Annotated in this window: 11 protein-coding genes; 3 read left to right on the forward strand and 8 right to left on the reverse strand. The window is 64.7% G+C overall.

Going from position 1 to position 12,411, the window contains the following annotated elements:
- Nucleotides 1-334: 334 nt before the first annotated feature.
- The gene (locus tag VPH41_RS12645) at nt 335-724 is read right to left on the reverse strand and encodes a hypothetical protein (protein WP_328570282.1); all 390 of its coding nucleotides are present in this window, start codon (nt 722-724) and stop codon (nt 335-337) included.
- 184 nt (nt 725-908) lie between these two features.
- On the opposite strand from VPH41_RS12645, the gene VPH41_RS12650 reads away from it, so the two are divergent.
- Nucleotides 909-2,894 (forward strand): helicase-related protein, encoded by a 1,986-nt coding sequence (locus tag VPH41_RS12650; RefSeq protein WP_328570283.1) that lies wholly within the window; start codon nt 909-911, stop codon nt 2,892-2,894.
- 19 nt (nt 2,895-2,913) lie between these two features.
- Here VPH41_RS12650 and VPH41_RS12655 read toward each other — a convergent pair whose 3' ends face one another.
- The 7 genes from VPH41_RS12655 to VPH41_RS12685 all read right to left on the reverse strand — a co-directional run bounded on the left by VPH41_RS12655 (nt 2,914) and on the right by VPH41_RS12685 (nt 9,454).
- Nucleotides 2,914-3,387, reverse strand: coding sequence for a T6SS effector amidase Tae4 family protein (locus tag VPH41_RS12655; protein ID WP_328570284.1), 474 nt, complete (start codon nt 3,385-3,387; stop codon nt 2,914-2,916).
- Between the two features lies 1 nt (nt 3,388).
- Complete coding sequence (locus tag VPH41_RS12660; RefSeq protein WP_328570285.1) at nt 3,389-3,778, reverse strand: Rap1a/Tai family immunity protein; 390 nt, start codon at nt 3,776-3,778, stop codon at nt 3,389-3,391.
- A gap of 203 nt (nt 3,779-3,981) precedes the next feature.
- Complete coding sequence (locus VPH41_RS12665) at nt 3,982-5,223, reverse strand: PQQ-dependent sugar dehydrogenase (protein WP_328570286.1); 1,242 nt, start codon at nt 5,221-5,223, stop codon at nt 3,982-3,984.
- On the reverse strand, nt 5,220-6,029 hold the full coding sequence (locus VPH41_RS12670; RefSeq protein ID WP_328570287.1) for a TatD family hydrolase: 810 nt from the start codon (nt 6,027-6,029) through the stop codon (nt 5,220-5,222). The genes VPH41_RS12665 and VPH41_RS12670 overlap by 4 nt, the downstream gene beginning before the upstream one ends.
- A gap of 9 nt (nt 6,030-6,038) precedes the next feature.
- On the reverse strand, nt 6,039-6,764 hold the full coding sequence (lolD, locus tag VPH41_RS12675; RefSeq protein ID WP_328570288.1) for a lipoprotein-releasing ABC transporter ATP-binding protein LolD: 726 nt from the start codon (nt 6,762-6,764) through the stop codon (nt 6,039-6,041).
- A 16-nt stretch (nt 6,765-6,780) separates the two neighbouring features.
- On the reverse strand, nt 6,781-8,046 hold the full coding sequence (locus tag VPH41_RS12680) for a lipoprotein-releasing ABC transporter permease subunit (RefSeq protein ID WP_152258453.1): 1,266 nt from the start codon (nt 8,044-8,046) through the stop codon (nt 6,781-6,783).
- Nucleotides 8,047-8,176: 130 nt separating this feature from the next.
- Nucleotides 8,177-9,454, reverse strand: coding sequence for a lipoprotein-releasing ABC transporter permease subunit (locus VPH41_RS12685; RefSeq protein WP_328570289.1), 1,278 nt, complete (start codon nt 9,452-9,454; stop codon nt 8,177-8,179).
- Nucleotides 9,455-9,638: 184 nt separating this feature from the next.
- On the opposite strand from VPH41_RS12685, the gene VPH41_RS12690 reads away from it, so the two are divergent.
- Complete coding sequence (locus VPH41_RS12690; RefSeq protein WP_328570290.1) at nt 9,639-10,691, forward strand: hypothetical protein; 1,053 nt, start codon at nt 9,639-9,641, stop codon at nt 10,689-10,691.
- Nucleotides 10,688-12,388, forward strand: a complete 1,701-nt coding sequence (recJ, locus tag VPH41_RS12695) for a single-stranded-DNA-specific exonuclease RecJ (protein ID WP_328570291.1) — start codon at nt 10,688-10,690, stop codon at nt 12,386-12,388. The genes VPH41_RS12690 and recJ overlap by 4 nt, the downstream gene beginning before the upstream one ends.
- The last annotated feature ends 23 nt before the right edge of the window (nt 12,389-12,411 follow it).

The raw sequence follows: 12,411 nt of genomic DNA on the forward strand, positions 1-12,411 counted from the left end.
AGAAATGCAGCGAGCTTTTTATTCATGGTGTTCTCCCAAAGTCGGATGGCTGATGAATTCCTGCGCGCGCCATCCGCTGGCGCAGGATCACATACACAGGTATGTCGGGTGTCATCGCAAGCTGGCTATGCGCCAGCGCGATTTAAAAATCATGCGGCCGCCAGCGCATCCTGGAGCACAGCCACATCAAATCCGTACATATCCGTACATATAAACGCGGCACGCCCCAGCCGATAGCCAGAATAATGTCGTACCTCGCCTTCAATTTCAGATATGTTGAAACCGTGCCAGAATTTCCTCGTAAAAACCTGAAGCCATGATCAGCTCGCCATTATTAATTGTCAAGATAATTCAATTCATTTCCCGCCATCGGATAATTGCTCATGCAATGAAAACTGCAGGCGCGATACGGAAACTGTCCACCTTGCTTCATTTGAAATCGACGGCGTGGCAAGGCGCGTTCAGCCATGCAGGCTGCTGCTGGCGCAACAGGATCGCGGCGACAATCATTCATTCCTGCACGCGATGCGAATATCATCACGGCGAGCATCAATAAAAACATACTCTTTGTTACCATCGATGCCACGGCAATTAAAATTTCACAATTAAATTCAACAAATCGAACACAATTAATAAAAATATATTTGTCAAATTCCAGTCGAATAAAAATTCGGCAGGATAATTCGATCAGCGCAAGGCACCGGATATCGCCTGTCCATTCCACGCTCCAGCAGTGTCATTCGCCAGAATGCATGCGCTGCCCTCACTACTTGCCAGGTGCTCATCCGGCGCAGGAAATCTTCCATTCAACGATCAGCGCTCCTGCGGCAGCGGCACCGCGCCCGGGAAAAATCTTTCCCCGGCGCACGGTATAATCGGCCTCGCTTACTTCGACACCCAGGCACGACATGACTTCCTCCGCACTTCCTCCCGATACTTCCACCGACATTTCCGACAGCACCGAAGACAATAACGACGCCACCCTGGTCGCGGAACTGGGGGAACTGGCCGAGCATATCCGCCTGGTCAAGATGGAAGGCCGCGTCTTCGTGCGCTTTTCCGGCGTGGTCAAGGCAGGCCACCTGGTGGTGCCGTATGCACTGGTGCCGGCACAGGGCGTGCTGGCGCGGCCGGCCAAGTGGCGCAAGATGGACCGCGAAACCAAGCTGGCCCTCGTGCGCGAACGGGCCAGCGCGGCCGTCTTCGAAGAGCTGCGCCAGCACGTGATGGATTTCGTCGCCGATATCGCGGGGTTGAGCGAAGACGTGGACACGGACCCGATGGTCTTCCTGCATACGCTGGCCGACATGCAGACGTCGGAGCCGGCCGGCATGGTGTTCGACCGCATCCGCCAGCGCTTCAATCACGCCATCGAGCGCCAGCAGGAAGAGCAGCATGCGGCGCGCACGCGCCAGAGCATCAACCTGGCCGAATATCCGGCCTCGTTCGAGATGGCGCGCCGCCTGCCGCGCCGCTTCGTCGCCCTGCTGGGTCCCACGAATTCCGGCAAGACGCACCGCGCCATGGAAGCGCTGGTGAAAGCAAAGAGCGGCATCTACCTGGCGCCCCTGCGCCTGCTGGCCCTGGAAAACTACGAACGCCTGCAGGAAGCGGCGCCGCACGGCAAACCGCTGGCCGTGAGCCTGATCACGGGCGAGGAGCGCCGCGTCGTTGACGGCGCCACGCACGTGGCCAGCACGGTAGAAATGCTGGACACGAAAACCGTCGTCGAAGTGGCCGTCATCGATGAAATCCAGATGCTGGCCGACCCGGACCGGGGCGCCGCGTGGACGGCGGCCGTCTGCGGCGCACCCGCCCATACCGTGTACCTGGTGGGGGCGCCCGAAGCGCGGCGCGCCATCGAGGCGCTGGCCGAACGCCTGGACTGCCCGCTGGAAGTGCACGTACTCAAACGCATGGCGCCCCTGTCGATGGAGCCGACGGCCGTGCGCAAGGTGCGCAATCTGCGCCGCGGCGACGCCGTCATCGCCTTTTCGCGCCGCGAAGTGCTGATGTGGCGCGACATGATCACGGAAACGGGGCTGTCGGTGGCCACCGTGTACGGCAATCTGTCGCCCGAAGTGCGGCGCGCGCAGGCGCAGCGCTTCCGCGACGGCACGGCCGATATCGTCGTCGGCACGGATGCGCTGGCGATGGGCCTGAACATGCCGATCGCGCGCATCGTCATGACCACCTGCGTCAAATACAATGGCCGCGAAGAGGAAGAGATTTCGGCCGCGCTGGCGCGCCAGATCGCCGGGCGCGCGGGCCGCTACGGCGTGCATGAAGAAGGCCTCGTGGCCGGCTACGACAACGAAACGCATGAAGTGATGCGCGCGCTGCTGAAGGAAAAACTGCATCTGCTGAACACCAGCGGCTTTGCCGTGGCGCCCTCGCTCGAACATCTGCACCGCATTTCGTCGGTGACGGGCGAGCTGTCGCTGTCGAAACTGCTGCGCCGCTTCATCCACAATATCGACGTGCCGGACGGCTTTTTCTTCCCCCGCATCACGGAAGACCAGAAGGAGCGGGCCGTCTGGCTCGACACCCTGCCCCTGTCCGTGGCCGACAAGTTCACCCTGTCGCTGGTGCCGATTTCCAGCAAGGTGCCGTCCCTGCAAACGGCGTGGGAACACTGGGCGAAGAATCTGTCGCAGGGCAAGACGTCCACCTTGCGCCAGCACGCGTATGGCGGCGGCACGCAGAATCTGCAGCAGGTGGAAGACACTTGCCGCTACTACTCCGCGTATGCGTGGCTCAGCTACCGCCTGCCCGAATTCTTCCCCGATATCGCCGTGGCGCAAAACCTGTCGCGCGATGCCTCGGAACGCGTCGATTCCATCCTGCGCGCGCACAATGCGGCGTCGCGCGGACGCGCGAAGAAGTTCAGATAGACCTCGGCTCAAACAAGCGTTAGCGCAGTTCCCAGAACCACACTTCGGCGCAGGTCCAGTAGCATTCGCTGCCGCAGACCTTCACGCCGATCGATGGCAGCAGGATATCGATATGCCCGCCCGCGCCGCCCAGGTAGCCGGGAATGCGAAAAAAGGCGACCAGGCCCTTGCGCTGGCCGATACCGGCGATGGCCGCATCGCGGCTGAATTTTTCGGGCGCACCCAGCATCGAGGGGCTGGCCAGCTTGTGCGCCAGCTTGGCCTGCCCCGGCTCGATCAGCGCGCCCTTGAACGGTCCCTTGCGGATGGCCATGCGGCCTTTCAGCTCGATGCCCGCCTTGATCAGCGCCAGGCTGACGCGGATGGCGCAGGTATTGGCAAAGCTGTCCTTGCCGATCAGGTCTTCCCAGCCGATTTCGCCGAACAGGGTGGCCTGGTCGACGGCCGCCACGCTCGAATAATTTTCACGCAGCTTGATGAATGCAGGTTTCACGTCAGCCTCCCGTTGATGGTGGAGTGGAACAGGGAAAACGCCGCGCCAGGATGGCCACGATCAGGGCCGCCGCATCGCCCTGCCGGACGGGGGCCGGCAACCGTTTCAGCCCCGCGACAACCAGCGCATCGATTTCCACCGTTTTCCAGCGGCCCGTATCGCACCACTGCCTGCCCTGCGCCGCATCGGCCACGCCGGCCAGATAGCCTTTCGCATAACGCTGGCCGAGCAGGAAAGCAAGATCCTGCGCCTCCCCCGCCGGCGGCCCCTCCTGGTAAGCCGCGATCAGCTGGTCGGCGCTCAGGCGTGGCACCGACGCGTAGATGCCGCCCTGCGCACGCGCGCTCGGCAGGCACAGGCACAGCGCAACGACAAGCAAGGGGAGATACATGGCCAACCCGGGTCGGTGGGAACGTCTGGCCGATTGTAGGAGCATGCGGCAGCCCCGCACTGAGCGAGGTCAAGCACAGCTCGGGTAGGTCGGATCAGCGCGTCCGAAGGCGCGCGTAATCCGACGACATTGTTGGCGCTACGGGTATTGTCGGGTTACGGCTTTTGGCCTGACCCGGTCGACACGTGCGAGGGCGGTGAACGTCAGGGCTTGCCTGGCGCCGCATAGTGCAGCTTGAGCACCAGGCCATTGTGGTCGTCGGCCATGTAGATATCGCCATCCTGGCCCTGCTTCACGTCCACGGGCGCACCCCGGCCCTGCTTGCCCTTGCGCTCCCAGTTGCCGATCAGCTCGACGGACTTGCCCAGCGGCGCGCCGGCCTTGTCGGGCAGCAGCGCCACCAGGCGGTGGCCGTTGCTGCGGTAGCCGTGGTAGCCGATGATCAGGCTGTTCTTGTACAGTTCCGGGAAGCGACTGGCCGTATAGAACGTCATGCCCAGCGGCGCGGCGTGGCCCGGCAGCAGGCGCTGGGGCGCCGCATATTGGGCCGAGCACGCCGTCTTCGGATATTCGGGGCTGGCGACGTTGTCGTCGTAGCAGTACGGCCAGCCGTAGTGGCGGTCGGCCTTGATCAGGTTCAGCTCTTCATGCGGCAGGTTTTCGTCGCTTTTCAGCTGCGGCATGGCGGCCTGGATGGCGTCGCGCGCGTTTTCCGCCTGCCACAGTTCGCCCGTGGCCGGGTGGAAGGCCAGCGCCATCGAATTGCGCAAGCCGCGCGCATGCGTGCGCCAGCTCGTCACCGTGCCAGCCGGCCAGGCCATCGTGTATTCGCGGATGGCGCCCAGCGCTTCCGGGCCTTCCGCCGAAGCGCAAGCCTTGGTTGGATCGGGCGCCTTGCCATCGTTCTCGCAATGGTCGGTGCTGGAACCCACGTTCACGTACAGGTCGCCCTTGGGGCTGAAGCGCATGTTCGTCAACAGGTGCAAGCCCAGGCCAGGCAGGCGCGGCGTCTTGGCCGTGCCGCCAATCACGTCGGTGATGGCGCGGGCCGGATCGCGCAAGTCGAAACGGAAGATGCGCCCCACCTCGCCCACATAGACCATGCCGTCCGGTCCCTGCACGATGCCGTTCGGGCGGTCGAGCTTGTCGAGCAGCAGCTTGCGCTCATAGCCGCCACCGGCCGCCTTGGGCTGCAGCAGCCACAATTTCCCCTGTTTCGGCGCCCATCCCGTCATGTCCGTGACGACGATGTCGCCATTCGTCAGCGGCAGCACGCCGCGGGGGAATTTCAGGCCATCGGCCAGCACGGCCACGCAAAAGCCGGCCGGCGTGGCGACGTCGAGGCGCGGCATGCCGTCGCACTGGGCGCCCGGCGCCGCCAGGGCCGGCGCAAATGCGCCGCCCAAACAGGCCGCCAGGGCGCCGGCGGTGATCTTCTTGTTCATTCTGGTCTCTCCATCAAGGGTAGTCGGGGCATCACGGCGCGCGCGTTGGCGCTGGTAACAGCGGCCACCTGCGCGATGTCGAGGCCGCGCAGCTCGGCAAGCACGGCGCCGATGCGCGGCAATTCTTCGGGGCTGTTGCGGCCCGGGTGGATCCAGCTGGGGGAGATGTCGGGCGCATCCGTCTCCAGCACGATGGCCTCCAGAGGCAGGTCCGTGGCCATGCGGCGTATCTGCAAGGCGCGCGTAAACGTCATGGCGCCGCCGAAACCGAGCTTGAAACCGAGGTCGATATAGCCCTGTGCCTGCTGGAAGCTGCCGTTGAACGCATGCGCGATGCCGCCGTTCGGACGGATCTGGCGCGCATGCTTGAGGACGATGTCCTGCGAGCGGCGCACGTGGGCCAGCACGGGCAGGTCGAAGTCGCGGGCGATTCTCAGCTGCTCGCGCAAAAAATGCTCCTGCTTGGCGCGCATGGCCGGCTCGCACAGCATGGGAATGAAGAAATCGAGGCCGATCTCGCCGATGGCGACAAAGCGCGGGTCGTTCATGGCCAGTTCCACGGCGCCGCGCAGGGCGGTCAAGTCGTCGTCGGTGGCGTGCGGCACGTAGATCGGGTGGATGCCCAGCGCGTAGCAGGCGTTGGGCGCCGCTGCCGCCAGCTCGCGCACGATGGCGAAATTGGCCCGTTCGACGGCGGGAATGACGATCATCGCCACGCCCTGCTGCTGCGCGCGCGCCGCCACCTGCAGCGATTCGCTGCCGAATTCATGCGCGTCCAGGTGGCAATGCGTGTCGATCCACTGCATGGCGGCTCCTTAGTATTGGTACGGCTGCAGCCCTTCATCCGTCAGGCGCAGCACGCGGTCGCAGCGCTTGGCCAGTTCGATATCGTGCGTGACGATGACGAAGGCCGTGCCCAGGGTGCGCGACAATTCCAGCATCAGGTCGAAAATCTGTTCGGCCGTGGCGTGATCGAGGTTGCCCGTCGGTTCATCGGCCAGCACGCAGGCCGGCTGCGTGACGAGGGCGCGGGCCAGCGCCACGCGCTGGCGCTCACCGCCCGACAATTCGCCCGGCGTGTGCGTGACGCGCTTGGCCAGGTTCACGCGCGTGAGGATCTGCTGCGCCAGCTCGGTGGCGGGCGCGCGCTTCATGCGCCGTATCATCAGGGGCATGGCGACGTTGTCCAGCGCGGAAAACTCGGGCAGCAGGTGGTGGAACTGGTAGACGAAACCCAGCGAGGCGTTGCGCAGATTGCCGCGCGCCTTTTCGCTGAGGGTGGCGAAATCCTTGCCCAGCAGGGTGACCTTGCCGCTGGTGGGCGTATCGAGGCCGCCCAGCAGGTGCAGCAGGGTCGACTTGCCGGAGCCGGACGCGCCCACGATGGCGACCCGCTCGCCCCGGTGGATGTCGATGTCGATGCCGGCCAGCACCTGCACCTTGTAGCTGCCCTGCGTGAAGGTCTTGCCCAGGCCGCGGCAGGAAAGCACGGCGGAATCGGCGGAAGCGCCGTTGGAAGCAGGTTTGTTCAGATCGGTCATGGTCATAGTCAGTGGTTTATTCATAGCGCAGGGCTTCCGCAGGCTTCACGCGGGCAGCCCACCAGCTTGGGTACAGGGTCGCCAGGAAGGCGAGGATCACGGCCAGCACGCCGATCTTGGTGACGTCGGGCCAGCGCAGGTCGGACGGCACGGTGCTGATGAAATAGATGTCCTTGGAGAGGAACTGCACGCCCAGCAGGTGCTCGATGAAGGGCACAATGACGTCGATGTTCATGGCCACCAGCACGCCGCCGCCCACGCCCAGGATGGTGCCCAGGATGCCCACCAGCGCGCCCTGGATCATGAAGATCTTCATGATGGAACGGGGCGATGCGCCCAGGGTGCGCAAAATCGCGATATCGGCCTGCTTGTCCGTCACCGTCATCACCAGGGTGGAGACGAGATTGAAGGCGGCCACCGCGATGATCAGGGTCAGGATGATGAACATCATGCGCTTTTCCGTCTGCACGGCAGCGAACCAGTTGGCGTTCAGTTTGGACCAGTCGCGCAGCCACAGGTCGCCCGGCATGGTTTTTTTCAGTTCCGCGGCCACTTGCGGCGCCTGGTTCATGTCGGCCAGGCGCAGGCGCAGGCCGGACGGGCCGTCGAGGCGCAGCAAACGCTGGCCGTCTTCGATATTGATGAAGGCCAGGCCCGCATCGAATTCATTGTGGCCCGCCTGGAAGATGCCGCTGACGGTGAAGCTGCGCATGCGCGGCAGCACGCCGGCCGGCGTGACCTGGCCCTGCGCCAGCATCAGCGTGACTTTTTCGCCGAGGTTGACGCGCAGCGCGCGCGCCAGTTCGATGCCCAGCACGATATTGAAGGTGCCAGGCTGCAGGGCCTTGAAGCTGCCCATGCGCGTCTGGCCGGCCACGTCGGAGACGTTCGGCTCTTCCTCGGGCAGCACGCCGCGCACGATGGCGGGACGCAGCGCGTCGTCGCGCAGCAGCATGCCCTGCGTTTCCACAAACGGCGCGGCGCCTTTCACGGCCGGATTCTTGAACGCCTGCGCCGCTTCCGCGCGCCAGTCGGGCATGCTGCCGCTGTTGTCGAACACTTCCACGTGCGCCAGCACGGACAGCATGCGGTCCGTCACCTCCTTCTGGAAGCCGTTCATCACGGACAGCACGACGATCAGCGCCGCCACGCCCAGGCCGATGCCGGCCATGGAAATGAGGGAAATGAAGGAGATAAAACTGTTGCGGCCACTGCGCTTGCCGGCCCGCGTGTAGCGCAAGCCGACCAGCCATTCGTAGGGAATATTTTTTAACATGCTCATTAATTCATTAATTCTCAGGGGTCAGACCCGATGGGTCTGACCCCAGCAGTTTGTTGATCAGCCAATGACTCATACCGCAGCAAAAGGCTGGGGTCAGACCCGACGGGTCCGACCCCGGTACACAAGCCAACTATTCATACCGCAGCGCCTCGGCCGGCTTCACGCGCGCGGCGCGCCAGCTCGGGTAGATGGTCGCCACCAGCGCCAGGCCAAAGGCGATCAGGCCGATCTGCGCCACGTCCAGCCAATGCACGTCGGACGGCACGGCGCTGATCTGGTAGATTTCCTTGGAAATGAAGTGCAGACCGAAGATGCCTTCGATGAAGGGCACGATGACGCCCACGTTCAGCGCCAGCAGCACGCCGCCTGCCACGCCCAGGGCGCTCCCCAGCAAGCCCACGAGCGCGCCCTGGATCATGAAGATCTTCATGATGGAAAACGGCGAGGCGCCCAGGGTGCGCAGGATCGCGATATCGGCCTGCTTGTCGGTGACCGACATCACGAGGGTCGAGACGAGGTTGAACGCAGCCACGGCGATGATCATGCTGAGGATGATGAACATCATGTTCTTCTGGCTTTGCACCAGCGCATACCAGCTGGCACTGGCGCGCGACCAGTCGCGCATCCACAATTGGCCCGGCATCGACGCCTTCAGTTCGCGCGCCACCTGCGGCGCCTTGTTCATGTCGTGCAGGCGCAAACGCAGGCCGGACGGGCCGTCGAGCTGCAGCAGCTGCTCCGCGTCCTGCATGTTGACGAAGGCCAGGCTGCCATCGAGTTCATTATGGCCGGCCTCGAAGATGCCCGCCACCTTGAGCGCGCGCATGCGCGGCATGACGATGCCATTGGCCGGATCGCCCGCCTTCGGCTCGCGTTCCAGCATCAGGGTCACGTTCTGGCCCACTTTCACGTCGAGCGCCTTGGCCAGGTCGATGCCCAGCACGATGTTGTACGAACCGGGCGTGAGATTCTTGAAACTGCCCTGCTTCATCTGGCTGGCCACGCTGGAGACGGTGGCTTCCTGCTGCGGCAGCACGCCGCGCACGACGGACGGGCGCATGGTTTCGTCGTTGAGCAGCATGCCCTGGGTTTCCACGAACGGCGACACGGCCTTCACTTGCGGATTGGCGTAGGCGGCCCGTTCCTGCGCCTGCCAGTTGGGCATGGAGCCGCTGGTATCGAACACTTCGACGTGGGCCAGCACCGACATCAAGCGGTCGGTGACTTCCTTCTGGAAGCCGTTCATGACGGAGAGGACGACGATCAGGGCGGCCACGCCCAGGCCGATGCCGGCCACGGAAATGAGGGAAATGAAGGAGATGAAGCTGTTGCGGCCACTGCGCTTCCCGGCGCGCGTATAGCGCACGCCGACTTGCCACTCGAAAGGAAATTGTTTGATGATGCTCATGCGCTCCCGCGACAACGATGATATGCGAGCGCGCAGTGTGCCACACAAATGGCATTTCATGCGTGAAACACATCACCGTGGCGCCATTTTTGCTGCGCCCCCGTGCTCCCGGCATGCTGGCGGCGGCCGGGCAGAAAACGACGGGGACTACGCCCCCACCGCCACAATCGCCTACAATCTCGGGATGAATCAACTTACCCTCGTCCTGCCCTGCGCCTTGCCCAATGCCGAACTGGCTGCCGACCTGCTCAAGGTCTTGCAGGCGCCCGCCCTGGCGGCACTGCTGTCGCGCTCCTCCACTTGCAATTTAGAAACTTTTGACAACGCCAACCGCCTGCTGCCGCACGAAGCGTGGCTGGCGCACGCGCTGGGCCTGGCGCCCGCGCCCAACGGCGAGGCGGCGCAGGCGGCGTTTGCCGCCCAGGCCATGCGCGGCTACGGCCTGGCGCCGGAACCGGGCGGCCGCTATTTCCTGCTGCACCCTGCCCACCTGGCCATCGCCCGCAGCCATATCAGCCTGGAAGACTTGCGCCAGCTCAATCTGAGCGAGGCCGACGGGCGCGCCCTGTTCGACATTGCCGCCCCGTATTTCGACGAGATCGGCCAGCCCCTGGCGTATGGCGACGCGGGCACCTGGTTCATGCGCGCCGATGGCTGGAGCGATTTGCAGTGCGCCTCGCCGGACGGCGCCACGACGCAGGACCTGTCCGTGTGGATGCCGGAAGGCGAGCACGCGCGCGCCGCGCGCCGCCTGCAAAACGAAGTGCAGATGCTGTGGCATGAACATCCCGTCAATGCGGCGCGCGAAGAGCGGGGTTTGAAAGCCATCAATTCCTTCTGGCTCTGGGGCGCCAGCCAGGCCACGGCGCAAGCGCCCGCCTGCGCCGCCCGCCTGCATACCGGCGATGCGCCGGGCTGGCTGGCCGCGCTGGCGACACCGGCGCAGCGCCATGCCAGTCCAGACAGCGTGCTGGCCGACAAGCAGGACGCGATCGTCGTGCTGGGCGGCCTGATCGAAGCGGCACAGGGCCAGGAATGGGGCATGTGGCTGCAGCAGTTGCAAGCGCTGGAAGCGGACTGGTTCGCGCCCCTGCTGGCGGCCCTGAAAGATGGCCGCCTGGGCCAGCTGCGCCTGGTGCTGAGCCACCGCGACGCCTGGCTAGCTTGCACCACCAGCAAGAACGCGCAGCGCAAATTCTGGCGCGCGATTACCCTGAACAAGTTGAAAGCATCATGACCCGTACCCGCATCGCCACCCGCCCCTGCCCTTACCGCGAATCCGAACTGCTGCGCCAGGGCGGCATCCACCCCGTGCTGGCCCGCTTGTATGCGTCGCGCGGCCTGTCCGACACGAAAGAACTGTCGAGCGAACTGGCGGCCCTGATGCCGCCGTCCGGCTTGCTGCACATCGGCGCGGCCGGCGTCTTCCTGGCCGACGCCATTGCCGCCAAGAAGCGCATGGTCATCGTGGCCGACTACGATTGCGACGGCGCCACCGCCTGCGCCGTGGCCCTGCGCGGCTTGCGCGCCATGGGCGCCGACGTCGATTTCATCGTGCCCAACCGTTTCGAGTACGGCTACGGCCTGACGCCGGAAATCGTCGCACTGACGGCCCGCGAAAAGTCGCCCGACATCATCATCACCGTCGACAACGGCATCGCCAGCATCGACGGCGTGGCCGAGGCCAACCGGCGCGGCATCCAGGTGGTCGTCACCGACCACCATTTGCCGGCCGATACCCTGCCCGACGCGGCCGTCATCGTCAACCCGAACCAGCCCGCCTGCGGTTTCCCGTCGAAGCACCTGGCGGGCGTGGGCGTGGTGTTCTACGTGCTGCTGGCCCTGCGCGCGGAATTGCGCCGGCGCGGCATCTTCGATGCGCAAACCCAGCCCAAGCTGGACAACCTGCTGGACCTGGTGGCGCTGGGCACGGTGGCCGACGTGGTGCGCCTCGATACGAACAACCGCATCCTCGTCGCGCAAGGCTTGAAACGCATGCGCAAGGGCAATATGCACGCGGGCGTGGCCGCCCTGTTCCGCGTGGCAGGCCGCGAAGCGCGCAGCGCCACGCCGTTCGACCTGGGCTTTGCCCTGGGCCCGCGCCTGAATGCGGCGGGCCGCCTGCAGGACATGTCGCTCGGCATCGAATGCCTGATCACGGACGACGAAGGCCGCGCCTGGGCGCTGGCCCAGCAACTGAACGACATCAACCTGAAGCGGCGCGAGATCGAGGCGGAAATGCAGGATACGGCCCTGCTGCACCTCGACGATTTCGAACCGGCCAACAGCAGCACCATCAGCGTGTTCGACGAATCGTGGCACCAGGGCGTGATCGGCATCGTCGCTTCGCGCCTGAAGGAAAAATTCTACCGCCCCACCATCACGTTTGCGCCGGGCGCGGACGGCTGGATCAAGGGCTCCGGACGTTCGATCCCCGGCTTCCACCTGCGCGACGCGCTCGACCTCGTGTCGAAACGGGCACCCAGCCTGATCGACAAGTTCGGCGGCCACGCCATGGCGGCCGGCTTGACCATCCGCGCCGACGCCTTCGACGCCTTTTCCCAGGCCTTCGAAGCCGTGGGCCAGGCCTGGCTCAGCGCCCAGCAGCTGGAACGGGTGGTGGAAACGGACGGCCCGCTGGAAGACGCGTATTACACGACGGCCTTCATCGAGCTGATGGATGGCCAGGTGTGGGGCCAGGGCTTCGCCCCGCCCGTCTTCTGCGACGAATTCCGCGTCGTCAGCCAGCGCATATTAAAAGAGCGCCATTTGAAACTGCTGCTGGAAAAGAACGGCGTGCGCTTCGACGCCATCTGGTTCGGCCACACGGACGCCCTGGGCGAACGCACGCGCGTCGCCTTCCGCCTCGACGCGAATGAATACAATGGCACGACCAAGGTGCAGTTGATGGTGGAGCACGCCGAGCCTGTCTGATGGCGCCAGCCCAAACCTACTGC

It is taken from the genome of Janthinobacterium sp. P210006 (assembly GCF_036231885.1).
Classification (GTDB): domain Bacteria; phylum Pseudomonadota; class Gammaproteobacteria; order Burkholderiales; family Burkholderiaceae_D; genus Janthinobacterium; species Janthinobacterium violaceinigrum.